This window comes from Acinetobacter sp. ANC_7635, assembly GCF_056779945.1.
This window is the reverse complement of record NZ_JBWYIS010000008.1, coordinates 111,856-136,688: the sequence shown is the minus strand read 5'-3', so window position 1 is coordinate 136,688 and position 24,833 is coordinate 111,856. Positions and strand designations below refer to the sequence as shown.

General features: G+C 38.5%; 26 protein-coding genes and 2 tRNA genes. 20 read left to right on the top strand and 8 right to left on the bottom strand.

All coding sequences use genetic code 11. From position 1 onward, the window contains the following. Positions 1 to 16: 16 nt before the first annotated feature. The 6 genes from AC1M89_RS10310 (at position 17) to panD (ending at position 2,768) form a co-directional block, all read left to right on the top strand. Positions 17 to 91: transfer RNA gene (locus tag AC1M89_RS10310), tRNA-Gln, on the top strand. Between the two features lie 91 nt (positions 92 to 182). After that, positions 183 to 257, top strand: a tRNA-Gln gene (locus tag AC1M89_RS10305). A gap of 36 nt (positions 258 to 293) precedes the next feature. After that, entirely contained in the window at positions 294 to 1,247 is a 954-nt protein-coding gene (locus AC1M89_RS10300) for a ribose-phosphate pyrophosphokinase (RefSeq protein WP_035269283.1), read from the top strand. A gap of 98 nt (positions 1,248 to 1,345) precedes the next feature. After that, positions 1,346 to 1,642 carry a 50S ribosomal protein L25 gene (gene rplY / locus AC1M89_RS10295; RefSeq protein WP_035269282.1) on the top strand — a complete coding sequence of 99 codons (297 nt, stop codon included), beginning with the start codon at positions 1,346 to 1,348 and terminating at the stop codon, positions 1,640 to 1,642. 19 nt (positions 1,643 to 1,661) lie between these two features. Further along, positions 1,662 to 2,240, top strand: coding sequence for an aminoacyl-tRNA hydrolase (pth, locus tag AC1M89_RS10290; protein WP_481608735.1), 579 nt, complete (start codon positions 1,662 to 1,664; stop codon positions 2,238 to 2,240). 147 nt (positions 2,241 to 2,387) lie between these two features. Beyond that, positions 2,388 to 2,768, top strand: a complete 381-nt coding sequence (gene panD, locus AC1M89_RS10285; RefSeq protein WP_035269276.1) for an aspartate 1-decarboxylase — start codon at positions 2,388 to 2,390, stop codon at positions 2,766 to 2,768. A gap of 58 nt (positions 2,769 to 2,826) precedes the next feature. Here the strand turns inward: panD and AC1M89_RS10280 are convergent, their stop codons facing one another. Further along, positions 2,827 to 3,333 (bottom strand): DUF1289 domain-containing protein, encoded by a 507-nt coding sequence (locus AC1M89_RS10280; RefSeq protein ID WP_481614189.1) that lies wholly within the window; start codon positions 3,331 to 3,333, stop codon positions 2,827 to 2,829. A 91-nt stretch (positions 3,334 to 3,424) separates the two neighbouring features. Between AC1M89_RS10280 and trhO the strand changes: the two genes are divergently transcribed. From trhO to AC1M89_RS10265, 3 genes are all read left to right on the top strand, one after another. After that, a complete protein-coding gene (trhO, locus tag AC1M89_RS10275; RefSeq protein ID WP_035270894.1) occupies positions 3,425 to 4,357 on the top strand; it encodes an oxygen-dependent tRNA uridine(34) hydroxylase TrhO in 933 nt (310 codons plus the stop codon). Between the two features lie 195 nt (positions 4,358 to 4,552). Beyond that, positions 4,553 to 4,894: a hypothetical protein gene (locus tag AC1M89_RS10270; RefSeq protein ID WP_481608737.1), complete on the top strand. Its 342-nt coding sequence runs from the start codon at positions 4,553 to 4,555 to the stop codon at positions 4,892 to 4,894. A gap of 67 nt (positions 4,895 to 4,961) precedes the next feature. Then, a complete protein-coding gene (locus tag AC1M89_RS10265) occupies positions 4,962 to 5,570 on the top strand; it encodes a DedA family protein (RefSeq protein ID WP_481608738.1) in 609 nt (202 codons plus the stop codon). Between the two features lie 26 nt (positions 5,571 to 5,596). Here AC1M89_RS10265 and AC1M89_RS10260 read toward each other — a convergent pair whose 3' ends face one another. Together AC1M89_RS10260 and AC1M89_RS10255 are read right to left on the bottom strand one after the other, a co-directional pair. After that, positions 5,597 to 6,121, bottom strand: coding sequence for a YecA/YgfB family protein (locus AC1M89_RS10260; RefSeq protein ID WP_179997742.1), 525 nt, complete (start codon positions 6,119 to 6,121; stop codon positions 5,597 to 5,599). A gap of 66 nt (positions 6,122 to 6,187) precedes the next feature. After that, complete coding sequence (locus AC1M89_RS10255) at positions 6,188 to 6,394, bottom strand: PA3496 family putative envelope integrity protein (protein ID WP_092766845.1); 207 nt, start codon at positions 6,392 to 6,394, stop codon at positions 6,188 to 6,190. A gap of 297 nt (positions 6,395 to 6,691) precedes the next feature. On the opposite strand from AC1M89_RS10255, the gene rpoD reads away from it, so the two are divergent. From rpoD to AC1M89_RS10220, 7 genes are all read left to right on the top strand, one after another. Next, on the top strand, positions 6,692 to 8,629 hold the full coding sequence (rpoD, locus tag AC1M89_RS10250) for an RNA polymerase sigma factor RpoD (protein ID WP_481597269.1): 1,938 nt from the start codon (positions 6,692 to 6,694) through the stop codon (positions 8,627 to 8,629). A 127-nt stretch (positions 8,630 to 8,756) separates the two neighbouring features. After that, entirely contained in the window at positions 8,757 to 9,044 is a 288-nt protein-coding gene (locus AC1M89_RS10245) for a YbeD family protein (protein ID WP_035270687.1), read from the top strand. Between the two features lie 129 nt (positions 9,045 to 9,173). Then, a complete protein-coding gene (gene lipB, locus AC1M89_RS10240) occupies positions 9,174 to 9,830 on the top strand; it encodes a lipoyl(octanoyl) transferase LipB (protein ID WP_035267889.1) in 657 nt (218 codons plus the stop codon). A 77-nt stretch (positions 9,831 to 9,907) separates the two neighbouring features. Beyond that, the gene (locus tag AC1M89_RS10235) at positions 9,908 to 10,441 is read left to right on the top strand and encodes a hypothetical protein (protein WP_035267888.1); all 534 of its coding nucleotides are present in this window, start codon (positions 9,908 to 9,910) and stop codon (positions 10,439 to 10,441) included. Positions 10,442 to 10,443: 2 nt separating this feature from the next. Continuing rightward, a complete protein-coding gene (locus AC1M89_RS10230; protein ID WP_481591777.1) occupies positions 10,444 to 11,628 on the top strand; it encodes an iron-containing alcohol dehydrogenase in 1,185 nt (394 codons plus the stop codon). Positions 11,629 to 11,894: 266 nt separating this feature from the next. Continuing rightward, positions 11,895 to 13,289 (top strand): APC family permease, encoded by a 1,395-nt coding sequence (locus AC1M89_RS10225; RefSeq protein WP_481608739.1) that lies wholly within the window; start codon positions 11,895 to 11,897, stop codon positions 13,287 to 13,289. A 307-nt stretch (positions 13,290 to 13,596) separates the two neighbouring features. Beyond that, positions 13,597 to 15,114, top strand: coding sequence for an outer membrane protein transport protein (locus AC1M89_RS10220; protein ID WP_481614188.1), 1,518 nt, complete (start codon positions 13,597 to 13,599; stop codon positions 15,112 to 15,114). A 35-nt stretch (positions 15,115 to 15,149) separates the two neighbouring features. On the opposite strand, the gene AC1M89_RS10215 is transcribed toward AC1M89_RS10220, so the two are convergent. Next, positions 15,150 to 15,602 (bottom strand): hypothetical protein, encoded by a 453-nt coding sequence (locus AC1M89_RS10215; protein WP_481608740.1) that lies wholly within the window; start codon positions 15,600 to 15,602, stop codon positions 15,150 to 15,152. A gap of 167 nt (positions 15,603 to 15,769) precedes the next feature. Between AC1M89_RS10215 and AC1M89_RS10210 the strand changes: the two genes are divergently transcribed. Continuing rightward, a complete protein-coding gene (locus tag AC1M89_RS10210; RefSeq protein WP_481608741.1) occupies positions 15,770 to 16,849 on the top strand; it encodes a hypothetical protein in 1,080 nt (359 codons plus the stop codon). Between the two features lie 60 nt (positions 16,850 to 16,909). Here the strand turns inward: AC1M89_RS10210 and AC1M89_RS10205 are convergent, their stop codons facing one another. The 4 genes from AC1M89_RS10205 to cysG all read right to left on the bottom strand — a co-directional run bounded on the left by AC1M89_RS10205 (position 16,910) and on the right by cysG (position 21,670). After that, the gene (locus tag AC1M89_RS10205; RefSeq protein WP_035267882.1) at positions 16,910 to 17,884 is read right to left on the bottom strand and encodes an isopenicillin N synthase family dioxygenase; all 975 of its coding nucleotides are present in this window, start codon (positions 17,882 to 17,884) and stop codon (positions 16,910 to 16,912) included. A 108-nt stretch (positions 17,885 to 17,992) separates the two neighbouring features. Continuing rightward, entirely contained in the window at positions 17,993 to 19,327 is a 1,335-nt protein-coding gene (locus AC1M89_RS10200; protein ID WP_481597327.1) for a solute carrier family 23 protein, read from the bottom strand. Positions 19,328 to 19,776: 449 nt separating this feature from the next. Beyond that, a complete protein-coding gene (locus AC1M89_RS10195) occupies positions 19,777 to 20,256 on the bottom strand; it encodes a tRNA (cytidine(34)-2'-O)-methyltransferase (RefSeq protein WP_035267879.1) in 480 nt (159 codons plus the stop codon). Positions 20,257 to 20,284: 28 nt separating this feature from the next. Then, a complete protein-coding gene (gene cysG / locus AC1M89_RS10190; protein WP_481595839.1) occupies positions 20,285 to 21,670 on the bottom strand; it encodes a siroheme synthase CysG in 1,386 nt (461 codons plus the stop codon). 199 nt (positions 21,671 to 21,869) lie between these two features. Between cysG and AC1M89_RS10185 the strand changes: the two genes are divergently transcribed. From AC1M89_RS10185 to AC1M89_RS10175, 3 genes are read left to right on the top strand one after another with little or no spacing between them, the layout of a single operon-like run. Beyond that, positions 21,870 to 23,120: a dienelactone hydrolase family protein gene (locus AC1M89_RS10185; RefSeq protein ID WP_481595838.1), complete on the top strand. Its 1,251-nt coding sequence runs from the start codon at positions 21,870 to 21,872 to the stop codon at positions 23,118 to 23,120. A 45-nt stretch (positions 23,121 to 23,165) separates the two neighbouring features. Beyond that, positions 23,166 to 23,687, top strand: a complete 522-nt coding sequence (locus AC1M89_RS10180) for a flavin reductase family protein (RefSeq protein ID WP_179997732.1) — start codon at positions 23,166 to 23,168, stop codon at positions 23,685 to 23,687. 30 nt (positions 23,688 to 23,717) lie between these two features. Beyond that, positions 23,718 to 24,803, top strand: coding sequence for an LLM class flavin-dependent oxidoreductase (locus AC1M89_RS10175; RefSeq protein WP_179997731.1), 1,086 nt, complete (start codon positions 23,718 to 23,720; stop codon positions 24,801 to 24,803). Positions 24,804 to 24,833 lie beyond the last annotated feature (30 nt).

The following is a 24,833-nucleotide window of genomic DNA, read 5'->3' as shown; positions in this document are numbered from 1 at the left end:
TCATCGTTTAAATGATAGGGGCGTCGCCAAGTGGTAAGGCAGCGGGTTTTGATCTCGCCATCCGTTGGTTCGAATCCAGCCGCCCCTGCCAATTTAGTTCAAAAAGACAGAACATTGGTATCATGAGTTGAGTCAAACAATCTTGACAAACCCATATAAAACCATTAAAGTTCTGCCGCATTAGGGGCGTCGCCAAGTGGTAAGGCAGCGGGTTTTGATCTCGCCATCCGTTGGTTCGAATCCAGCCGCCCCTGCCATCTCATTCTATACATTTCAACCGCCAAGGGTGCTTCATGCCCAATCTTGTCGTTTTTAGTGGAACTGCGCATCCACAATTCGCCCAAAAAGTCGTTAGCCACTTGCATATCCCTCTAGGTGCTGCATCTGTAGGTCAATTCTCTGATGGTGAAATCGCTGTCGAAATCACTGAGAATGTCCGTGGTAAAGACGTATTCATCGTTCAGCCTACTTGTGCTCCAACTAATGATAACCTTATGGAAATCTTAGTAATGGCAGATGCATTGCGTCGTGCAAGTGCTGGTCGTATCACTGCTGTGATTCCTTATTTCGGTTATGCTCGCCAAGACCGTCGTCCTCGTTCTTCACGTGTTCCAATTACTGCAAAAGTAGTAGCAGATATGCTAACAACTGTAGGTATTGACCGTGTTGTGATGATCGATCTTCATGCTGACCAAATTCAAGGTTTCTTCGACATCCCTGTAGACAACATTTACGGTACGCCAGCGCTTTTAGCTGACTTACGTCAACAGTCTCATGACAACCTTATGGTTGTTTCGCCAGACGTTGGTGGTGTTGTTCGTGCTCGTGCTGTTGCGAAACAAATGGGCGATATCGATTTAGCTATCATCGACAAACGTCGTCAAAAAGCAAATGAATCACAAGTGATGCATTTGATTGGTGATGTTAAAGATCGCGACTGTGTGATCGTTGATGACATGGTTGATACTGCTGGTACTTTATGTAAAGCCGCTGATGCATTGAAGACTTTTGGTGCGCGTCGTGTCGTAGCATATGCTACTCACCCTGTTTTATCTGGTAAAGCGATCGAGAATTTGAAAAACTCTGTTATCGACGAACTTGTTGTGACAGATACAATTCCGCTTTCAGAAGAAGCTTTAGCTCTTGGTAAGATTCGCCAAGTTTCAGTTGCGAGTATGGTTGCTGAAACAATTCGTCGTATTAACAACGAAGAATCTATTAGCGCAATGTTCGATTCTTATCTATAATAGAGCGCTAAAATTTTAAAGCCCTGCCTTTTGGTAGGGCTTTCTATCACTAGATCGGTCGCAGATCTAGTTCACTTAACTTAAATAGGATGTCTCTCATGGCAAACTTCGTATTAAATGCAGTAGCACGTGAAGAAGCAGTACAAGGGAAAGGTGCGAGCCGCCGCCTTCGTCTTCAATCTAAAGTTCCTGCTATCATCTATGGTGGTGATGCTGCACCTGTAGCAATTACACTTGAGCTTCGTCAGCTTGTTAAATACTTAGAAGACAACGCTTTCTTTGAAGAAGTAATTGAAATTGATGTTGATGGTAAAGTTGAAAGCGTTAAAATCCAAGCTTTACAACGTCACCCAGCTAAAAACACTCCAATGCACGCTGACTTCAAACGCGCATAAGTGTTGATGGTGTAAATTAGTGTCTCATATTTCACTGATTGTTGGTTTGGGCAACCCTGGTAAAGAGTATGCTCAAACCCGCCATAATGCAGGCTTCTGGTATGTAGAACGTCTTGCAGAACAATATGGCATAACACTTAAAAATGACCCTAAGTTTAATGGATTAAGTGGTCGCGGTAATGTAGAAGGACAAGATGTTCGACTTTTATTACCTTCAACCTTTATGAACCGTTCTGGTCAAAGTGTTGTACCCTTCGCAAAATTCTACCAAATCTCTCCAGAAGCAATGCTTATTGCTCACGATGAACTTGATATGGATCCAGGTATCATTCGCCTCAAAACGGGTGGTGGTCATGGTGGTCATAACGGTTTACGTGACATTGTTCCTCATACTGGCCCTAACTTCCATCGTTTACGTATTGGAATTGGACACCCTGGATCAAAAGACCGTGTATCAGGTCATGTTCTAGGTAAAGCACCCTCAAGTGAACAAACGCTCATTGACGATGCAATTCATTACGCACTAAGTCGTACAAAATTATTAGTGAATGGTGAAATTCAGCAGGCAATGAATCAAATAAATGCCTACAAGCCGTAGTTGATAAATTTAATTTTTGTTCAACAATTTTTCTTGCCACGATGAAAATTTGAGGGCAAAATGCGCTTTCAAATGCTTCACCCAAATTAAAAAACTGTTGTTTCTAGATAATAAAACAATCTTAGAACAACTCAGGAGACGCTTCCCATGCTATCTCGTTTATTAAAAGCTAAAATCCACCGTGCAGTTGTAACACAAGCTGAACTTCATTATGAAGGTTCATGTGCAATTGATGGTGTATTACTAGATTTAGCTGGTATTCGTGAATATGAAGAAATTCATATTTGGAATGTAACTAATGGCAAGCGTTTTACAACTTACGCAATCCGTGGTGAAGAAAACTCAGGCATTATTTCTGTAAATGGTGGTGCTGCTCACCAAGCAGATTTAGGTGACATTATTATTATCGCGACTTTCGGTGATTTTACTGTTGCAGAAGCTGATGCACATAAACCACGTTTGGTTTATGCAAATCCAGATAACACTGTGAATCACACAGCAAACTGTATTCCTGTCCAAGTTGCTTAATGATTGACTAAAAACTCGCTTACTTGAGCGAGTTTTTTTATAACAAATTATCATAGAATTACTCTTCATCCACCAACTGCAAGCTCTGGCTAATCCCATCTGCTCTTAACCAAGCTAATTCATAACTGGCATTCGCCAAAGCAAGAACCCGACGTTCAAACTCAGTCCAGATCGGTTTAACATGTGGAGCTGAAATACCTAAACCACTCTGCTCTGCTAAATGCTTGTTTTTTTCGCAAATTTTAAGCGCATGATATAATTTTCGGCCTTTTGAAGCATTCTCCAATACTCGGATTCTTTTTGATTCAATGAATTTTTCCACCTCAGAAAGTTGAGCATGAGGAAGCATTGGAACCAAAATTTGATCCAGTTGTTGATCTAAACGCTTCCAAATACTCAGTCGTTGTTCTTCATTATAAGTATTCCATTGAATCACTTCATGATTAAAACGTCGACAACCACGACATACCGCATCACCAAACACTGTTGAACAACGTCCCGCACATGGTGTTAATGAAGGGATTCGACGCGTTGTATTCAAAATATTTTCCTCATATAAAACCATAAATTTTCTATGGCTTTCTCGCATATTTTCAAAAATCGCGTTAGAATACGCGCCTGATTTTATCCCTATATTAATACATTTGGAGTACTCCATGAACGCTACTGTAGAACAGCTTGCACCTGTAGAACAGCAAGCGACCACTGGTTGGGTTGTTGCGGCACTTTATCAATTTAAAGAAGTTGAAGATTCTCTAGCACTTCAACAAAAATTACTTGAGTTGGTAAAAACCATCAACCTATGCGGTACTCTTATCGTTGCCCATGAAGGGATTAACGGAACAGTTGCAGGTGACCGCCATGCAATTGATGTCATTCATCAATTCCTTTTAAATGAAGGATTTAATGACATGGAATATAAAGAGTCACACAGTGACGAAAAACCATTCCGTAAAATGAAAATCAAACATAAAAAAGAAATCGTGACTTTAGGTGTTCCAGTGAAACCACGCGACTTGGTTGGTCACTATCTAGACCCTAAAGAATGGAACGAACTCATTGCACGTGATGACGTGATCTTAGTCGATACAAGAAATGATTACGAGTACAAAGCAGGCACATTCAAAGGGGCAATTGATCCAAAAACTGAAACGTTCCGCGAATTCCCTGAATATGTAAAAAACAATCTTGAACAGCATAAAGATAAAAAGATTGCCATGTTTTGTACAGGCGGGATTCGTTGTGAAAAATCAACTTCACTACTTCTTCAAGAAGGCTTTAAAGAGGTATATCACCTCAAAGGTGGTATTCTTAAATATTTAGAAGAAACCCCTCCTGAAGAAAGTTTATGGGAAGGTGAATGCTTTGTTTTTGATGGTCGTACTGCGGTTACACACGGAGTGGAAGAAGGTCAAAATGTGAAGTGCCATGCTTGTGGTTGGCCATTAACCCCCGAAGAAGTAGCATTACCAAGTTACGAACATGGCGTATCATGTGTTTATTGTATCGATAAAACAACAGAAAAGCAGAAAGAAGGTTTCCGTATGCGCCAGTCTCAGATTATTGCTGCAAAACGTAAACGCCTCTAAATAAAAAATATTTTATTTAACTTACAAAAGCGTTGTATACATTACAGTGTAGATGACGCTTTTTACATTGAACAAACAAAATTTCAATTCTGATATATCACTATTACAAAGTTATTTTATAACAACACAAAACACATGAAGTCATTCAGATAAATTTAATACGAAGGAAATAAATTTAGCTCAAGGATGAAAATCATGAATCGAGTGCCATTCAAATATCTTCCTGTTCGACGGAATTTTGCTCACCATAATCATTTAGATCGTGTATCAGCTGTACCGACACATTTAAAATTTATATATCTCGATTCACATAATTCTGATGTTAAATTGCATATACGTAACCAATCCCATTATTTTATCGTAACGTTAGGTGCTTGTATCGGCGCAATTATTGCTTTAGCAATCGGTTTTCAGATGAGAGATTCAATGAGTCTTATCTTCATCATCAGCATAGCTCCCCTTCTCGTCAGCTATATCCTACGAGAAGTCTATGTTCATACACTTATACAAATTCAACATCCTAAATTAATGCATTAACTTAATTTCACTGTATTTTTTCTTAAAAACATCTAGCATAGGTTTAACTTTAAAATACAAATCACTTATGAAAGATTGGATCATTTCAGTGATGGAGCAATTGGGCTATTTCGGCATTGCTCTATTGATGTTTCTCGATAATGTTTTTCCACCTATACCCTCAGAGATTATTATGCCTTCAGCTGGCTATACCGCTTCTCAGGGTCAATTACTTTTGATCGGTGTCATTATTTCAGGAAGTATAGGTTCGCTCTTAGCTGCCGCTACGCTGTATTGGTTAGGACGTAAGATCTCTGATCAAAAGCTCTATACGTTCGTTGAAAAATATGGCAAGTATTTATTTATTAAAGTAGCTGATGTTGATAAATCATTAGAATGGTTTGAAAGATATGGACATCGAATCGTTTTTTTTGGACGTATGGTTCCAGCAGTACGATCTCTGATTAGTATACCTGCAGGCATGAGCAAAATGCCTTTTGTAAAGTTTATGTTTTATAGTGGTTTAGGCACGGTTATATGGACCACCTTTTTAGCATATGTGGGTTATTATTTTGGAAATAATACTGAAATGATGCACAAAATATTTAGCCAAGTAAGCTATCTAATTATTGCTATTGTGATCAGCATAATCATTTGGATTGTGTACCGCAGACAAAAAAGAAAGAACTCAAAATAAAAAAAGCACCTTACGGTGCTTTTTAATTAGTTCGGCGTATGATACATCAAATATAATTCATTCAAGTTATCTGGAATTTCTTCTGCAAGCTCATCCATCAATTGACCGTTACGGCGGAAAGACTCCATTTGAGGATCTTCTTCGTCAACACCACTGAATACCATAATTGGCAGAGTGAGATCAACTAATTGCTCTTCAAACTCAGGTGTGAACCATGCATCTTCATTTAAGAACATTGCATCGACAAAGCCTACACTCCAATCCCCAAGGCTTGACTCTACATCTGCTTCTTCAATTTCAAAAGGAAATTCAATACCTTCTTCATTGGCAAGTTTTTGACGTAAATCTTCTAACCAAAGTTTAATTTGAGCTACGATCTCTGCAGGCACTTTCTTTTGATTATTGTCAAATAACTCATCCAACCAACGATCAAATTGAGGACCTACAGCTGTCGCACACAAAAAACCATGAGTTGCAGCAAAATCTAGACCATGCTCATTTTGGTCGCCATCTAAGTAGTCACTTAACAAGTCTAAATCTAATGCACTCATTATATTTCCAAAGGTTGTATCTTAATTTCGTAGAATAACATTTTAGATCAGGATACCCAATCTAATTTAGTCTTCATCATCGTCGAAATCATCATCGTCAAAATCATATTCAAGATCTTTCAATTCACGATCTAAACGACGCTGTGCAAGTAAGTCATCAATCAAGCGACGCTTTTCTAATGATTCTTTGGCGCTAATTTTGCTCGTAGTTTCATCAAAACTAACATCATCATCACCGTAGTTATCATCTAGTTCAAAATCTGTAGAAGACACTAAAACTACCTCATGTGTGAAAAAATGAATGGGGCTAGGCGCTATTTATCTTTGTTCAGAATACTTGTCAAGTTTTATTTTATTTTTCGCTGATATTTATACAAATTTTAGTTTTTTTTGGACAAAAAAATATGTCATTATTTAATCAAGGATCAGAGCCTTATTGTTGGTTTAAAATAAAAAGCATGATGTGCTTGAAATGAACAATTTTGACCCAATATTGACTTAAATAGCTTAATTCATTGGTTTTCAAAACCAATTATACTGAGTTAATACGATACTAAAGATAAGTTAATTGTGCTAGAATGCACGGTTTTTCCCCGCCACAGATTCAACGAGAAGAGAGCAAAGATGAGCGATATGCATTCCCCTACTTCACAAGTAGCGGCTCTGATTAGCCGAGGCAAAGAACAAGGTTACTTAACCTACGCTGAGGTTAACGATCATCTCCCAGACTCGATCACTGAAAGCGAACAGATTGAAGATATCATTCAGATGCTTCAAGACGTCGGTATTCCTGTACACGAACGTGCGCCAGAATCTGACGATGCAATGTTTGATGGTAGTAGCGCAGAAACGACTGACGAAGTTGCTGAAGAAGAAGCAGCAGCAGTTTTAGCATCTGTAGAAAATGAGCCTGGTCGTACAACTGACCCTGTTCGTATGTATATGCGAGAAATGGGAACAGTTGAACTGTTGACTCGTGAAGGCGAAATTCAGATTGCAAAACGTATCGAAGAAGGTATTCGTGACGTTTTAAACTCAATTGCTTATTGGCCAAATGCGGTTGAAGTTGTATTACAAGAATATAAAGATTACGAAACTGGCGAGCGTCGTTTAGCCGATATTCTTTCAGGCTATTTAGATCCAGAGTCTGATGAAGAAATTCCAGAAGTTTTAGAAGAAGTTGATGCTGATCTTGAAGAAGAAACAGAGACTAAACCAACTAAAGATGTAAAACTTGATGACGATGATGAAGAAGAGTCTGAAAGTGATGATGATTCTGAGGGTGATTCAGGTCCAGACCCTGAAATCGCAAAAGTGCGTTTTGCAGAGTTAGAAGCTGCGTGGAATGCGACTAAAGATGCGATCGCAAAACATGGTCGTAACAGTAAAGAAGGTAAAGCAGCTCTTGAGTCGCTCGCAACCGTCTTTATGATGTTTAAGTTCACACCACGTTTGTTTGACATCATTTCTGAAATGATTCGTGGCACGCATGAACAAATTCGTACAGCAGAACGTGAAGTAATGCGCTACGCAGTTCGTCGTGGTCGTATGGATCGTACTCAATTCCGTACAACGTTCCCTGGTCAAGAATCAAACCCATCTTGGTTAGATGAGCAAATTGCTAAAGCCACTGCTGACCAAAAACCATACTTAGAGAAAGTACGCCCTGACGTTCTTGCTTTCCAACAAAAAATCGCTGATATCGAAAAAGATCTAGACCTTACTGTACTTGAAATTAAAGATATTTCTAAACGTATGGCGATTGGTGAAGCAAAAGCACGTCGTGCTAAAAAAGAAATGGTTGAGGCGAACTTACGTTTGGTCATCTCCATTGCGAAAAAATATACCAACCGTGGTTTACAGTTCCTCGATCTGATTCAGGAAGGTAACATCGGCTTGATGAAAGCCGTAGATAAGTTTGAATACCGTCGTGGTTATAAGTTCTCGACTTATGCAACTTGGTGGATTCGTCAGGCGATTACACGTTCAATTGCTGACCAAGCACGTACGATTCGTATCCCTGTACATATGATTGAAACCATTAACAAGATCAACCGCGTATCTCGTCAATTGCTTCAAGAAATGGGACGTGAACCTACGCCTGAAGAGTTAGGTGAACGCCTTGAAATGGATGAAGTCAAAGTTCGTAAAGTGCTTAAGATCGCTAAAGAACCAATTTCGATGGAGACACCGATCGGTGATGATGAAGACTCACATCTTGGTGACTTCATTGAAGATGGTAACATCACTTCACCAGTTGATGCTGCCACTTCAGAAGGCTTGAAAGAAGCAACACGTGAGGTACTTGAAAACCTCACTGAACGTGAAGCTAAAGTCTTGAAGATGCGTTTTGGTATTGATATGCCGACGGACCACACGTTGGAAGAAGTTGGTAAACAGTTTGATGTAACACGCGAACGTATTCGACAGATCGAAGCAAAAGCGTTACGTAAATTACGTCATCCATCGCGTTCTGAACATTTACGCTCGTTCCTTGAGAATGACTAATCTATCCATAGGATAATACAGGCTTGAATATGGGGGACACTCCCCCATAATATAAAGCATGTAGCAAATAATTCTAAATACCTGCGCCTAGCAGGTATTTTTACTAATGAGGTGTCCTATGACTGACATGATCGATCGCACTCCATCACGCGAACTACAAGAACATCTTTGGGTGTTTCCGATGGATTATCCAATTAAATTGATTGGTCTTGCAGGTGAGGATTTACGCAAAGCCGTGAATGACATTTTTGTTAAACATTTCCCTGATTTTGATGGGAATGCAATGACAGTGACACCATCGCGTACAGGCAAGTATCATTCAATTACTGCGCAACTTCGTTTTGAAGAGCTTGAGCAAGTACATCAAGTATATGCAGACTTGGCTGCTTGCCCTTTAATTAAAACTGCACTTTAATAAAAAAACACGCTTCATGCGTGTTTTTTTATGTTTGTTAATTATTCATCAAGTATGTGCCTAGGTCACACTTAATTCAACAATATTGTCTATAATAAAACTCATTTTTGAATTTGAGCCTTAACCTCCGTGGATGTCAAAACCAAACCTCAATTGATTATTCGTCACTATACCCAAACCACTTCTTATGAAGATCGCTTCCAAGAAATGAAGCTGATGACAGAACAGCGTGACGAACAAACAGCAGATGAATTTTGGATTTTGCAGCACAATTCTGTGCTTACCCAAGGACAAGCTGGCAAACCAGAACATATATTAGTGCCTAGCCATATCCCAGTTGTTCAAACTGATCGTGGTGGACAAGTCACTTGGCATGGTCCAGGACAATTAGTTGCATATTTTATGTTTGATTTAAATCGATTAGGCTGGAATGTCCGTACTTTAGTCAGCTATGCAGAAAATGTCATGATCGATTTATTAAAAAAATACGGTATCGAAGCTTATGCTAAACCAGATGCACCTGGTGTTTATGTTGATGGTAGAAAAATTGGATCTCTGGGCTTTAAAATCCGAAAAGGTCGCAGTTATCATGGACTCTCACTTAATATAGATTGTGACCTGGAAGGCTTCCAAACTATTAATCCATGTGGTTATGCAGGTCTTGAAATGGTCAGAATCTCTGATTTGATAAATCCCTACCCAAGTTTTGATATGTTAGTTCAAGACCTCATTGCCTATCTAAAAAAAAGTGACCTGTTCAGTCAAATTATCGTGAATGATCATTAAAACTCCTTTACTTTGTCATTAGATAATTTTAGAGTATTTACTCTAAATTATAAAACTATGTGATAAGGGACAAGTGAGTGATTTCTATTAACTCTGTAAAGCCCGCGCTAGAACAAGCTTATGTCAAACTCATGCTTGACGTGATTGGCAGAGGCTTAGCGATGGCAAGTCAAGTCGATGAAGAAATAAAACAGGAAATTGCTAAATTTCCTGTCGGCTTCACGATTTCAATGGACGTTTTCAACAGTGATGCAGCATTTATTGCACAAGTGAATCCACAACATCAACTTGTCTTAATCGACCATGCATCAAAAAAACCAGATTTAACGATTACCTTTAAACATATGCATCATGCTTTTTTGGTATTTTCTTTCCAAGAAAGTACTGCACAAGCATTTGCAAATGACCGTATGATTGCTGATGGCGATTTAGGTCATGCAATACGTTTAGTGCGTTGTCTGAATAAAATGGAAGCCCTTATTCTTCCAAAATTAGTCGCTGAACTTGCAGTCAAAGAATATCCAGTCAATCTGTCATTAAAAGAAAAATTGACAGGTGCAGCAAATATTTATCTCAAAGTTGCTCAGTCATATATTAAAGGGAGTGCTTAAGCATGGCAAAACCATATTATGAATTTTTCTGTCCAGTTAAAGTGATTGCTGGTAATGCTGCGCTTGAACACATTCCATTTGAGCTAGATTCAATGGGTTCAAAAAAACCACTCATCATCACAGACAAAGGCGTACGTGCCAATGGTCTACTTGAACCAGTGGAAGCTGCTTTTGCAGCGACAGAAGTAAAAATTGGCTCAATTTTTGATGAAGTTCCACCGGACTCAAGTTTAGAAACAGTAAAAGCCGTGACTGAGATGTATCGTAACAATCAATGCGATGCCATCATTGCAATTGGGGGTGGTTCAGTCATCGACACAGCAAAAGCTGCCAATATTCTCGTCTCCGAAGGAGGCGATGATCTGCTGAAATATTCAGGAGCTCACAACCTACCTCGCCCATTAAAGCCTTTTTTTGTTATCCCAACAACATCAGGTACAGGCTCTGAAGTCACGATGGTTGCTGTGGTTTCAGATACAGCGAATAATCAAAAAATGGCATTTGCTTCAAAATATTTAATGCCTAGTGCTGCAATTTTAGATCCACGTATGACTTTAACATTACCTCCACACCTGACAGCAATGACAGGAATGGATGCAATGACACATGCAGTTGAGGCCTATACGTGTTTGGCAGCGAATCCTATCAGTGATGCTTACGCTACTGCTGCAATTAAAAAAATTAGTGAAAACTTGTTTAAAGTTTTGGAAAATCCAAAAGATGCTGATGCCCGTTTAGAACTTGCTCAAGCATCAACCATGGCTGGTATTGCATTCTCAAACGCAATGGTCGGTATTGTTCACTCCCTTGGACACGCTCTAGGTGCAGTTGCTCACTTACCACATGGTTTGTGCATGAACTTATTCCTCCCTTATGTGCTTGATTACAACAAGGATGTGAATGGCGATAAGATTGCTGATCTGTTATTACCGCTTGCAGGTACTGATATCTATGCACAGACACCAGCAAATCAACGTGCAGATAAAGCTATTGCGATTATCAACACAATGCGTGATCGAATTTATGATTTAACTAAACTGCCACGTACATTACGTGAGACAGGCAAAGTTACGCAATCTCAATTAGATGAAGTTGCCGAAAAAGCGTTAAATGACGGATCAATCATTTTCAACCCTAAAGAAGCAACATTAAAAGATTTAAAATCTATCTTAGAAAAAGCTTGGTAAATTTCTCAAAATAAGTAAAGATACGCTTAAAACTAGCCTGATGTTTTTTTAGACATCAGGCTTTTCATTTGTTAGTTGTTTTAACTCATGAGTTCAATACTTTTGGCATAAATCCTGCTAAAAAACTCACACAAACTACTGACAAACTGCACCAATATGGTTTAGATTGGCGCACTTTTGAAAAAACATTAGGGGGGATCGTTCGTCTCAAACGATCCTTAATTGATTTGACTGATCCTTGATCAACGATTAAGAGGATAAAGCCGTTGACTAATATAACTGGGACTCAATCGGCAGCTAAACTGCAAAAAACGCTAGGACTCTGGCACATCATTATTATCGGTTTAGCTTATATTCAGCCAATGACGTTGTTTGATACTTTCGGTTTGGTATCAGAAGAAAGTAATTTCCACGTTCCTACATCATATATTTTCGCACTTGTTGCAATCCTGCTGACTTCATTAAGTTATGGTCATATGATCCGTAGATATCCATCTTCAGGTTCAGCGTATACCTATGCTCAAAAATCTATCCACCCTAACGTTGGTTTTATGGTTGGCTGGTCATCATGGTTAGATTACCTGCTCTCACCTATGGTCAACATCATCCTTGCGGTGATTTATCTTGAGGCTTTATTCCCTGATGTCAATCATTGGGTCTGGGTCATTGTGTTAACAGCATTTATGACAGGTATTAACCTTCGTGGTGCGCGATTTGTTGCAAATTTCAACAGCATAATTGTATTCGTACAATTAATTGTGATCGCTGTATTTACATGGATGGTCTATACCAAGCTCCAAATGGGATATAACGCGGATGGTCCAATCTCTGCTGAACAACGCTACCAACTTTGGAGTTTAGAACCATTTTGGAATGAGTTAACTTCAGTGGGTGCCTTAATCACAGGTGCGACATTACTCTGCTTCTCATTCACAGGATTTGACTCACTCAGTTCTCTCGCTGAAGAAACTAAAGATACTGAGAAAACGCTACCAAAAGCGATTTTCTTAACTGCGTTAATTGCAGGGATTATCTTTATCGTCAGCACTTATTTCATGCAGATCTATTTCCCTAATAATCCGGGATCATACTTCCAGAATATTGCAGAAACTCAACCTGAAATTTTGTTGTTGGTTGGTGGATCTTTGTTCCAGTCTTATGTACTTGCATTTGCCATCATTACTGTTATGGCATCAGGTATTTCTGCACATGCAGGTGTATCACGCCTCATGTATGTTATGGGACGCGATGGTGTCATCAATAAGAAAATTTTTGGTCACATCAGCCCTAAAAACTTCACTCCATCATATAACATCATGATTGTAGGTGCAGTCGCATTAACCGCTGGTTTTATGGATTTAGACTTTGTCATTTCATTAATTAGCTTCGGTGCTTTAACAGCATTTAGCTTTGTGAACTTATCTGTTATCTCACGGTATGCGTTACGCGATGGTCGTACTAAAACAGCGAAAGAAATTATTAATTTCGTTATCGTACCATTACTCGGCTTTATTGCAGTATTTGCATTGTGGCTTGAGGTCGATCAAGCATCGCTTAAATATGGTTTGATTTGGGCGATTGGTGGTATTTTGTATTTAGGTTATAAAACCAAAGGCTTTAAATACCCTGCTCCTCAACATGATGAGTTTAATGATCGTTAAAAATTGATTTTTTAGAAAAGGCGCTTAGGCGCCTTTTTTTATTATGCAAATTGACCAAAATGATCAAACATCAATCAAAATTTCTGATTTAAAAAATAAACTCTACATCCTAATAGGCAGCTTTATTTCAAAATAATGAGACAAATAACACATTTAAACGCAAATACATGAAATTAAATAAAAAATGATTGGCAAAAAATTACATATTTGTCAGGATACTCATTGACCAAAAATTACACGATGTGTATAAAGAGCAAAATATTTGAGTAAAAGCTCTAATAATATTCATTACACAGGGAATGTAATAATGCGTTTGAATACACTTACTGGGGCGATTTTGGTCGCAATGTTTCCAACCGCGGGCGCTTATGCTGCAGCTATGGATCGTTCAGGCCAATCGATGAATGGCTTTTTACAGCCAGGAAACTATGTAGATTTTAGTTATTCAATTTTGGATGCTGATCTTTCAGGAACAATGAGAACTGAACCTTCGGGCCCTTCATCTGCAGGATTAAGAGACCCGAATGGTTGGAATATGCCTACAGCAGATGATATTAACGCAGGTGGGGAAATTGCGGGCTCAAATTTAAGTGATATTGCAGACACGTTCGGATTTGCAAATATTAATTTAAAATTTCAAGTGACTGACAATATTTCATTAGGTTTAATTTATGACCAACCTTTCGGAGCAAAAGCCTCTTATTCAAATTCTGATAAAAAACATTCCAGAGTCAACAGCTCAGGACGATTGCCATTAGGTGACCTTGAATCTGCGACAAAATATGGTGCATTTCACAGTGAGTATGGCAGTACAGAGGCTGAAGTTTCGACAAATAGTTTATCTCTAGTCGTAGGCTTCCAACCTAATGAACACCTTAATTTTTATGCAGGCCCAGTTTATCAAACAGTAAAAGGTGATCTTAGTTTACAAGGAACTGCTTACAGTCTGTTGGGAGGTTATTTATGTAATTCACAGACTAGTGGTGTAGCACTGTGTAGTACTTTTAAGGAAAAAGGTACAGGTTCAAGAGATCTTCTTGGTCGTGATACAAGAAAAGATTATCAAGGCTATAAAGCAAGTATGCCTGAAGAAGGTGCTTTTGGTTGGCTAGCGGGTGCTGCATTTCAAATTCCTGAAATTGCATTAAGAGCTTCATTAACCTACAGATCAAAAATTTCTTATTCAGTTCAAGCTGAAGAAAGTATGCCTGAAGTGATTACAGATACATTACCTATTGTACATCCTGGGTGGCATATTGTAGATAAAATTGGGGCACTTGGTACCGACTACCAATATACAGAAGGTAAAACCTCAGCATCAACTCCACAATCAGTTAACCTAGATTTCCAATCAGGTATCATGGCTGATACATTAGCTTATATCAATTTACGTTGGGTAGATTGGTCTGAGTTCAAAATCCGTCCATACAAATTTGGAGTTTTAACTTCTTCTATTACGGAGGGACAAGGTAAAGGACCTCGTGGTTTCGACTTAATCGCTTATGAAAAAGATCAAATATCTGCAACATTCGGTATTGCAAGAAAATTAAATGAAAAACTCGCATTGACCATTATCGGAGGATGGGACTCTGGTGCAGGTGAATATGTTTCAACTTTAGGTCCATCTGAAGGTTTTTGGAGTGCAGGATTAGGTGGTCAGTACAGCTTTAATAAAAATACATTCATTCAAGCGGGTGCACGATATTTTTGGTTAGGTGATGCAAAAGCTCAATCTGCTAGTTGGTTCGGAACCGATCGCTATGATGCAGATTTTAAAGACAATACAGCTATTGGATATAGCTTTAAAATTGGTTACCGTTTCTAGAGTTTAAAAAGCACGGATTCTTCATCCGTGCTTTTTTAAATTAATCGACAACTAAAACCTAATTTAGTATCAATTTGATTATCTTTGAATCCCAAATACTCAATAAACCTGTTTCGATCATCCACAATTTTCTGTTCATCTATAGACATACGATGGCGATTTTTTTGCGCTAAAGAATATGTTTCATCTACAGAAGCTTGATATATATGACATAATTCAAGCTGTTTCTTACTTTTTAACACCAAATTTTTTCCTGTCCGCTCGAAATCATTTCGTTTTAACGCCGTACTCCAATTTTCCAAATTTTTGAACATTTTTACTTTCATCTGAGCTAATGCTTGATCGATTTCCTGTTGAGTCAATGGATTAATATTATTTAAATCCGCTTGTTCTTTATTTTCATTTTGTGCCATCACTTTAGAGGTCGTCATTCCTGCACAGATGATTACTATAATTCCATAGCTGTATTTTTTAATGTTTTTAATCATACATCCCCGTATCTAATTTATTTCGATAAATTTATGTTCGTATTAGACAACTGATATTTTAAAAAAGCCATTTTAATAATGTAATAGATTGAAATATTAAGGGATTAAGGCATTTTTTTTGCATTATCAATTCACTGATTTAATTATATATTTTTGGTATTGAATTTATGAAAAAAATGTTTCCATTAGGCTGTGCTGGACTAGGCATACAAGCCTCATCATTTGAACATCCAGTATCTCTTAAAGAACCATCAATAATGGAAAAATTCGATCTACTTGCAGAATCGAGCGTGTGGGATTTTATCGATCACATTCCGACTCATCGTGAAATGATTGATGATTACATTAAAGGGAGTCAAAAATACAATATTCCAGTTTATTCAGGTTACGGATGCTATATTTGGGGAGAACATGAAAAAATATTCAAAGAAAATATCGAGCTATCATGTGCCGTAGGCGCCAAATACCACAACATTATGCTTGCAGCAAAAGACAGTAAATTCAACTATCTTAATGATCAACAAGTTGCTGATGCCTATTTATATTTTTATGAGTATGCTCAAAGTAAGGGTATAACCATTACCTTTGAAAATCACGTAGATAATTGGTCTGAAGATTATCGCCGGGTAGAGAAAGTTGCAGCTTTAGTCAATCATCAAGGTATTCCATTTAAAATGGCGATGGACTATAGCCACTGTATTTTCAAAATCGAAAATCCAATCGAATCTTATATCTCTTTTCAACATGACCAAGAAGCGATTAGAAAGCTTGATCCTTTCAACTGCGATAGTTTTGCAGATGATTGGTTAAATCAAAATTTGGTACATTGGGGGCAAATACGTCCTGCGGTTCCAAACGGGCCATTAAATACATGGTCCCAAGAATACAGTCCATGGGAAGGTCACGGTCTTAATCGCCCTGGAAGAGGCATTCAATACCCATTTAGGCAGCCACCAAAAAATGCGTGTCCCCATGATGAATGGCATGCATATAAATTAAGCTGCACCCAAGAGGTCATTCGCAAGATGATTGACCATTATTTGGATCATGAGGATACAAATATTGAAATCATGACCGTGGATAATATTAATTTATGGTCCTATGGTTTGGGTTGGAAATATAATATGTTTGCAGATAGCTGCGACATAGCGCGCTATATTAGACAAATATATGCGGAAAGAGCATCAATTCATTATGCTAAAAAAGGGCTAAGTTCTGAGGACTTTATCAATCAATATCGCTCATAAATCATTAGAATAATTAAAAAAAAGCATTATATAGATAATGCTTTTTTTGTATCGCGAGATTTAAGCTACTGCATTCTCTTCCGCTTTTTTATATGAACGATTATACATTTCTTCTAAATGCTCCCCTACTGTACATGGTGCATATAAAGGTAATTCACCTTCTTTCAATGTTCCTGGAACTGGCTCAATCACAGCGTGATAGTCTGGTTCATAAAAAAATGGAATTGAGTAACGATAAGCACCATTTGAAAAACTATTTTTTACTCGATGTGGATTGGAGTGATATAGACCATTGGTCCATTTTGGAATCATATCACCTAGATTAACTACAAATGTTCCTTCAATTGGTGGTGCTGCAACCCACTCTCCGTCAGGCATGCACACTTCTAATCCGCCTATTTGATCTTGTGCCAAAATGGTGACTGACCCCCAATCTGTATGCGCGCCAACGCCATATGTTTCATCATCATCTCTAGGTGTAGGTGGATAACGCAACATACGTAAGGTTCCCATAGGATCTTTACTAGAAGCATCAAAATAGTTCGATGGCAGATTTAACGTTAATGCCAAAAGTTGCATCAGAAAATTTGCCAGTTTATACATTTCATCGATGTACTCCTGACAAATCAATTCACATTGAGGTAATTCTTCAGGCCACTGATTTGGACCATAGTTTTGATATTTAGCGATTGCAAAAGGATGATCTTGAGGATAATTACGACCACAATAAAACCCTTCTTTATAATCTGGCTTGCCGTAAGGGTCTAATTGCTGACCATTTAGTTTATCAAATCCACGGAATCCAAAAAAATTACGTACATCATATTTTTGCTTAACGTCTTCTGGAAGCGCCAATAATTCTTTTGCTAATGCAAACTGTCGCGTCATCATTTCTAAAGGAACTGTATGATTCTTCACATAGAAAAAACCTGAATGCATCGCAGCTTTTCTCAGTTCAGCAACTGCACGTTTAGTCGCCTCACTTTCTGGTTTGTTTATATCTACGCCTGCTAAATCAATTACTGGTATTCCCATTTTTATCCCCTTGTATCAGGTATACATCTTTTACGTTTTCATTATCTTGCTGAAACTTTCGACAATTTAGGATTGACTAAAATTTGTCTTAAAAGCTAAGTCTCAAACTTAAGTTTTTTCTGGTACAACCTCTGCTACTATTTGATTCTGCTTTTGCTTAGCTCGATTAAAAATCAGATTTAGAATAATTCCAGCAAATGTCGCCGTTGTAATGCCGCCGAGATCAAGTCCACCAACCATAATCGAATAGTTCCCTGCGCCCATAATCACAGTCACTGATGCCACAATAATGTTGCCGTTTTGAGTAAAATCGACTTTATTTTCGATCCAGATTTTCGCACCAGCGATTACAATTAAGCCGAAAACAATCATTGAAGTCCCTGTCAAAATTGCGACAGGTAATGTGCTAATGAGTGCTCCAAATTTTGGTGATAATCCCAGAATAATGGCGACAATACCCGCAATTACAAAAACCACTGTAGAGTAAATACGCGTTGCCGCCATGACCCCAATATTCTCTGCATATGTAGTTAATCCAGTTCCTCCTACAGCACCAGACATAGAGGTACATACCCCATCTGCCAAAAATGCTCTCCCCATATAAGGCGTAATATTTTTGCCTGTCATTTCACTTACAACTTTGAAATGCGCAAGATTTTCAGCAATAAGAATAAATGCGATAGGTAGAATCAGCAGAATTGCATTCATTTGAAATTCAGGTTGATATAAAGTTGGTAAACCAAACCATGCCGCATTTGAAACCGAGCTAAAATCGATTGGTTTACCCATTCCCATCATGTTAGCTAAAACAAAATATACAAGATACGAAACTATCAAACCCACCAATAGCAATAATCGTCTCAACATTCCACTTGTAAATACTGCGACACCACCAATACACATTGCGGTCAACAAAGCCATCCATGTATCAAACTCATTACCTGATACGGCTTTAATCGCCCCAGGTGCTAAATTTAATCCAACAATCATAATGATTGCACCAGCAACAACTGGTGGTAAAAGATTCTCCATCCATTGAGAACCCGTTTTCATTACAAGCAAACCCATCAAGGCATAGAAAATGCCACATACCACTATTGCACCTAAGGCAATCCCAATATTTGGATTTAACCCTGAACCGGTATAGCCTGTTACAGCAATCACAGCACCAATAAAAGCAAAACTCCCCCCAAGATAGCTTGGCACTCTCCCACCTGTGATAAGGAAAAATAATATCGTGCCAATACCAGATAACAGGATCGTTAGACTAGGATCAAACCCCATGAGCAGCGGTGCCAACACTGTTGCACCAAACATGGCAAATGTATGTTGAAGTCCAAGTACAATACTTTGTCCTGCAGGCAAGTACTCGTTCATGGCAACGGGAGTTTTTTCAATATCCCCTTGAAAAGGAGTAAATTTGGAAAACCAATTCTCTTTCATCACATACCACCCCATTGGTAATGTGAGCCAATGTCGAACATCTTTAGACATTGGCTGTACAATGATAAATTCATTTCGTTTAAGTACAAATCACAGTTCGTCTATCAAATTTATCGGAACCATATATTCACTTTAACTAAGCAACAAATATACCAATTGGTCGAATTTCTAATATCTCGTTTGGATGACAGCTAGTTTAAGATCAACAAAAATAAAACCTAACACTCTGTTTTATATAAATATTAAATTCATTAACAAATAAAAAATTTGACCATTTTGTATATTTTTTAAACTTTTACTCAAAAAAATTGGATTCCCGAAATATAAAATCAAATCGTATTTAAAATCATTATTTTAATTTTATTCTTAATGAATATTTCATTATATTAGCCAAGTTTTACTAAACTTTTATGCATTAAAAAAGGTCACCTTTCGATGACCTTACTGACTTAAGTTAAATCTTTAAATCCTTGTTGTCGCCATGCTTCATAAACAATCACTGCCGTAGCATTAGATAAATTTAAGCTTCTAGAATTTGGCGCCATGGGCAAACGAATCCAATGTTGCTTTGGGAACATCATACGGACATGTTCAGGTAGTCCACGCGTTTCAGGCCCCATGAGTAAAGCAACTGGCCTATTCAGATTCGAGGTATGTGGTGTTTCGGTACCTTTGGTCGTTAAAGGATAAATCGAATCTTGATCCACACCTTGACTCGCTAGATTTTCCAGACATGCTTCAATATTATCCCATATCTGCATGCGAGCCCATTCATGGTAATCTAATCCAGCACGCTTTAACTTCTTATCATCCAGCTCAAAACCTAGCGGTTTGACCAAATGTAATTGTGCTCCTGTATTTGCACATAAACGGATAATGTTTCCTGTATTTGCAGGAATTTCTGGTTCGTATAAAACAACATGAATCACAATAATTTCTCAACTTTATAGCAGACTTTTACAGTTCGTCTTGCCATTTCAACTGTTCTCTTAATTTCACCACCTCACCAATAATGGTCAAAGTTGGCGCCTGAATTTGATTTTCTAACACTTTCGAAGCGATATCTGCCAAAGTCCCCACAACAACTTTTTGTTCTGGTGTCGTACCTTTAGAAATTAAAGCAACAGGCATGTCTGCTCGTTGACCATGTTGAATAAGCTTTTCACAGATTTTTTCTAATCCAACAAGCCCCATGTACAGTACCAATGTTTGGTGTTCATACACGAGTTCATTCCATGGAAGTTCAGGAGAACCTTCCTTCAAATGTCCAGTCAAGAAGCGAACACTTTGTGCGTAATCACGATGAGTTAAAGGGATACCCGCATATGCTGAACACCCTGATGCTGCGGTAATTCCGGGAACGACCTGAAATGAAATTCCTGCCTCATAGAGTTCTTGAATTTCCTCACCACCTCGCCCAAAAATAAAAGGATCTCCTCCTTTTAAACGGCAGACACGTTTGCCTTCATTCGCATATTTCACGAGTAAAGCATTAATACCTTCTTGTGGAACAGCATGATTTGACCTTGCTTTACCCACATAGATTTTTTCAGCATCCCGGCGGCATAACTCCATAATAGCACCAGAAACTAAACGGTCATAAATCACAACATCTGCTTGTTGCATCAACCTTAAAGCTTTGAGTGTGAGAAGCTCGGGATCACCTGGACCTGCCCCAACTAAATAAACTTCACCTTTGGGTTTGTTCCATTCTATTAAAGACTGATGAATAATTTTTTCTGCTTCAGCCAGATTATTGTTAAATACACGCTCTTTGAAAGGTCCAGCATACAGCTCTTCCCAAAAGATACGGCGTTCATCAGGATTTTCAATTTTTTGTTTTACACGTTTTCGCCATTCACCAGAGATTTTAGCTAATGTTCCGATTCCATGCGGGATTACAGTCTCAAGTTGAGTTCTAATCTGTCTGGACAATACTGGGGATGTCCCATTACTCGCAATTGAAATAACAAGTGGAGAGCGATCAACAATTGCAGGGACCATAAATCGGCAATGTGGTGGATCATCAACACTATTCACCAATACATTTAAGTTTTCACATTCTTCAAAAACTTGTTGATTCACTAAAGGCTGATCTGTGGCAGCAATCACTAAACGGTAATCGTTTAATTTTAAATCGTGATCTTCAAAATGAGCTTGAATATATTGACCAGAGCTTTTCTCGACAATTTCTAAAAGTTGCGCCTCAATCTCAGGTGAAATAACCGAAATTTTTGCTCCTGATTTTTGCAGTAACAGTGCTTTGCGATAAGCAATATGCCCTCCACCGACAATCAAACAAGGTTGCTGCTGCAATTTTAATGAAATTGGAAAAATATCCACTGAATCGATCCTCATATGCCCACTCTATTTTAGCACCTTCTCCACGACTCAAGCTGCTTAAAAGTAAGCAAGTGGTAGCTTTTTTAACAGATGCATATCGATGAAGGGACCTAAAACGGATAAAACTTGAACTCTATTTGGATAGTCAAAAATCCTGCTGATGCCGATGATAAGTTCAACAGTAAAGGAGATTATCGAGATGGCTGGTTCATATATTGATGTACATTCATCAGCAGGTTCGTTTAAAGCATATCTTTCAGTACCTGAAGCAGGTAAAGGTCCTGGTCTTGTGTTATGTCAGGAAATTTTCGGTGTTAATGAAGTTATGCGTCAAAAGGCAGACTTTTTGGCTGAAGAAGGTTATACCGTTATTGTTCCTGATTTATTTTGGCGTATTCAACCTAATGTAGAACTCGGTTATACCGAAGAAGACTTTCAAAAAGCATATGACTTATATACTCAATTTAATCAAGATCTGGGTATTGAGGATATCAAATCTACAATTGAAACACTCAAATCCCTTGAAACAGTTGATCAAGATGCAGGTACTGGATTGGTCGGATACTGCCTAGGCGGTAAATTGGCATATCTCGCAGCTTGCCGCATTCCAGATTTAAAGTGTTCTGTTTCTTACTACGGTGTAGGAATCGAGCAAAACCTAGAAGAAGCAGTCAACATTCAATCCAAACTGGTTCTTCATTTTGCTGAACAAGATCAATTCTGTGATTCTAACACTCGTGAACAAATCCTACTTGCTCTGCAAAACAACTCAAAAGTCGAAACATATATTTATCCAGATGTCGATCATGCCTTTGCTCGCCCACAGAGTATGCATTATCACAAGCCTAGTGCACTCATGGCACATGAAAGAACCATTACAGCTTTACGCAAAGCAATAGGACCAAATTACGACCTTGCTGCGCTATGGGAAGAGCATGTTCGATTTGAATTTGACACTCGAAATGTTCCAGACACGATGGCAACAATGGTGGCAGAGCCTTATGTCAATCACATTCCAACATTGACAGGTGGCGTCGGCTACAAACAATTAGCTCGCTTCTATCAATACCATTTTGTTCATAACAATCCAAAAGATATGAAACTGACGCCTATTTCACGAACTGTAGGCGCAACTCAAGTCGTTGATGAATTCATTATGAGTTTCACTCATGATGAGGAAATTGATTGGTTAATTCCTGGAATTAAACCGACGGGAAAATATGTAGAGATTCCAATGCTCGGCATTATCAAGTTCCGTGGACCGAAACTATGTCATGAGCATATCTATTGGGATCAGGCAAGTTTACTGGTGCAAATTGGCGTATTAGATCCAACTGGACTACCTGTTGCAGGTGTTGAAACTGCCAAGAAACTTTTAGATGAAACTCTACCCTCAAATGAACTGATGCCAACTTGGCCATCCAGTGAAAATAAACCGATTGGCGAATAAAGGAACTCATTCTGACAATCAGAATTAAGATGAAGGATTATGATCATGTTAAATGAAATGACACCTGTAATACAGTTGGAGCAACGCTCGTTACGCCAACTCTTAGGTCAGTATGCAACTGGGATTACAGTAGTAACTGCATTAGATTCAAATCATAAAAAAATTGGAATGACAGCGAACTCATTTACTTCTGTATCGCTTGATCCACCTTTAATTTTATGGAACATCGCAAAATCTGCGACACATTTCGAAGATTTCAAACAGGCAGAATATTTTGCCATCAATATCTTGAGTGAAGATCAGTATCAAGAGTCTAAGCATTTCTCAAAATCTTCTGATGACAAATTCGAAGGCTTAGATGACGTTGATGAGTATATGGGCATCCCCATTCTAAATAAATCCTTAACCACTTTTGTTTGTCGTCAGTATGAGCTTCATGAAGCTGGGGATCACTACATTATTGTGGGACAAATTGAAGCCTGCCGTAATCAGCTTGGAAATCCATTGGTGTTCCATAACGGGCAATATAAACAAGCAAATCTTCATCAAGCATTTGCTGGTGTATAGCGAATTCACGAAATTTAAGGATTTTTTAAAATGAATCAACATCACTTTTTCAATGATAATCGCTTTCTACTCGGCTCATTTGCTTCTAACTGCTCAGGTGGAATGACCATTTCAACTCTTGAAGATCGATGGAGTGCGAGCTGGGAAAAGAATCTCGAACTTGGAAAAATGCTAGATGAAGCTGGTATCGACTTCATGTTACCGATTGCTCGCTTTACAGGCTATGGCGGTGAAACAGACTTTCAGGGAACAATTTTAGAGACCATGACTTGGGCGGCCGCATTATTGGCTTTAACCAAAGACATTACAGTTTTTGCGACAATTCAGACTGTCCCCAATCATCCAGTTGTAGTTGCCAAGCAGATTGCAACGCTATCTGAGATTAGTCAAGGTCGTATTGGACTCAACATTGTTGCAGGCTGGAATAAACCTGAATATGAAGCACTCGGTCTACATTTACCTGATGATCACGAAACTCGTTATGGTTATGCACAAGACTGGTATGACCTGATTAAAAAAGTATGGACCAGTGAAGAAAAATTTGATTTTGAAAGTAAGTTTTTCAAAACCAAAGGAACTTATGGAAAACCAAAACCACTTGTACATCCGCCTATCTTCAATGCTGCTGGTTCAAAAAATGGACGTGAATTTGCCGTTAATAATGCGGACTTTCTTTTTACACCAGCTTCAGACTTGGGCAGAAGCAAGATTGAAATTGATGAGCTTAAACAAGCAGGTCGCGACGTAAACCGAGAAGTCAATGTGATGACCTTCTCCCATGTCATTTGCAGACCTACACAAGAGGAAGCCAAAGCAGAATGGGATCGTCAATTAAACAATGCTGATACTGTTGCCGTTGACAATCTGATGAGCTTAATGTTTGCACATGCTCAAAGTTTCCCAAAAGAGGTTCAACAATCCATTCGTGATGCAATGAGTGTAGGCCATGGTGGCTTTCCATTAGTCGGTACACCTGAACAAGTCGCGCAAGGTATTTTAGATTTACATGAAGCTGGTTTTAGAGGAACGACTCTTTCATTCCTCGATTATAGCCGCGAATTTCCGTATTTCCGTGATCATGTTTTACCAATTTTGGAAAAGCATAATATTCGTTAATCCACCACTTAAGCCGACCGTTTCACTGTC

Excerpts from the sequence above, each read along its gene's own strand:
- AC1M89_RS10300 (WP_035269283.1), top strand. The coding sequence starts at position 294 with ATGCCCAATCTTGTCGTTTTTAGTGGAACTGCGCATCCACAATTCGCC.
- rplY (WP_035269282.1), top strand. The coding sequence starts at position 1,346 with ATGGCAAACTTCGTATTAAATGCAGTAGCACGTGAAGAAGCAGTACAA.
- panD (WP_035269276.1), top strand. The coding sequence starts at position 2,388 with ATGCTATCTCGTTTATTAAAAGCTAAAATCCACCGTGCAGTTGTAACA.
- AC1M89_RS10280 (WP_481614189.1), bottom strand. The coding sequence starts at position 3,333 with ATGGTTTTATATGAGGAAAATATTTTGAATACAACGCGTCGAATCCCT.
- trhO (WP_035270894.1), top strand. The coding sequence starts at position 3,425 with ATGAACGCTACTGTAGAACAGCTTGCACCTGTAGAACAGCAAGCGACC.
- AC1M89_RS10270 (WP_481608737.1), top strand. The coding sequence starts at position 4,553 with ATGAATCGAGTGCCATTCAAATATCTTCCTGTTCGACGGAATTTTGCT.
- AC1M89_RS10265 (WP_481608738.1), top strand. The coding sequence starts at position 4,962 with ATGAAAGATTGGATCATTTCAGTGATGGAGCAATTGGGCTATTTCGGC.
- AC1M89_RS10260 (WP_179997742.1), bottom strand. The coding sequence starts at position 6,121 with ATGAGTGCATTAGATTTAGACTTGTTAAGTGACTACTTAGATGGCGAC.
- AC1M89_RS10245 (WP_035270687.1), top strand. The coding sequence starts at position 8,757 with ATGATCGATCGCACTCCATCACGCGAACTACAAGAACATCTTTGGGTG.
- AC1M89_RS10230 (WP_481591777.1), top strand. The coding sequence starts at position 10,444 with ATGGCAAAACCATATTATGAATTTTTCTGTCCAGTTAAAGTGATTGCT.
- AC1M89_RS10220 (WP_481614188.1), top strand. The coding sequence starts at position 13,597 with ATGCGTTTGAATACACTTACTGGGGCGATTTTGGTCGCAATGTTTCCA.
- AC1M89_RS10215 (WP_481608740.1), bottom strand. The coding sequence starts at position 15,602 with ATGATTAAAAACATTAAAAAATACAGCTATGGAATTATAGTAATCATC.
- AC1M89_RS10210 (WP_481608741.1), top strand. The coding sequence starts at position 15,770 with ATGAAAAAAATGTTTCCATTAGGCTGTGCTGGACTAGGCATACAAGCC.
- AC1M89_RS10205 (WP_035267882.1), bottom strand. The coding sequence starts at position 17,884 with ATGGGAATACCAGTAATTGATTTAGCAGGCGTAGATATAAACAAACCA.
- AC1M89_RS10200 (WP_481597327.1), bottom strand. The coding sequence starts at position 19,327 with ATGAAAGAGAATTGGTTTTCCAAATTTACTCCTTTTCAAGGGGATATT.
- AC1M89_RS10185 (WP_481595838.1), top strand. The coding sequence starts at position 21,870 with ATGGCTGGTTCATATATTGATGTACATTCATCAGCAGGTTCGTTTAAA.
- AC1M89_RS10180 (WP_179997732.1), top strand. The coding sequence starts at position 23,166 with ATGTTAAATGAAATGACACCTGTAATACAGTTGGAGCAACGCTCGTTA.
- AC1M89_RS10175 (WP_179997731.1), top strand. The coding sequence starts at position 23,718 with ATGAATCAACATCACTTTTTCAATGATAATCGCTTTCTACTCGGCTCA.